Genomic DNA, 699 nt, shown 5'->3' on the forward strand with positions numbered 1-699 from the left:
AGCCGCTCGTATTCATCGCGCGAGAGCCCGCCCGGCATGCAGATTCGCTGCATCGAACAGGTCGAGCAGCGCACGCCGTTGCGTGTCGCGGCGGACCTGGAACTTTCCGCGATCTGAAAAGCGCAGCGCGGCGCCGGCGCTTCGGATCGAACGGCGATGGATCTGTGTTCGCTATCGAGTAACATGCAAGGCTCCTGTCGAATTTCAGATTCGCGTACGAGCCGAATGTCGTGAGACCCGGAAGTTCGATACGCCGCATGAATCCATGCATCGATTATCAGCCGCGCTATCTCGAAATTAAATCGGCAGCGATGGAAAGGTCGGTAGGGATTTGGGAAGGCGTGTAGGGAAATCCTGACACGCAGGAGGCCGGTCAGACTTCGTTGTCTTCGTCGTCGAACAGCTTATGCTTGACTGCATAACGCACGAGCGCCGCTTCATGCGACATCTGCATTTTCTCGAGTATGCGCGCCTTGTATGTGCTGATCGTCTTGGCGCTCACGTACAGCGTCTCGCCGATCATATTAATGGACTCGCCCGCGCAAAGCCGCCGGAAGACTTCGAATTCGCGGTCCGACAGATGTTCATGCGGTAGAAGGTCGGCGCGCCCGCTCAGGTTCTGCGCGAAGCGTTCAGCCATCGCGAGGCTCACGTACGCGCCCCCCGCGGCGACCTTGGTCACGGCAGAGACCAGTTCCG

At 59.1% G+C, this 699-nt stretch carries 1 protein-coding gene; it reads right to left on the minus strand.

From position 1 onward, the window contains the following. Positions 1-373: 373 nt before the first annotated feature. The coding region (locus tag QCE79_RS33300; RefSeq protein ID WP_309851739.1) for a LuxR C-terminal-related transcriptional regulator at positions 374-699 on the minus strand (326 nt) is incomplete at its 5' end.

This window comes from Caballeronia sp. LZ003, from assembly GCF_031451465.1.
GTDB lineage: Bacteria > Pseudomonadota > Gammaproteobacteria > Burkholderiales > Burkholderiaceae > Caballeronia.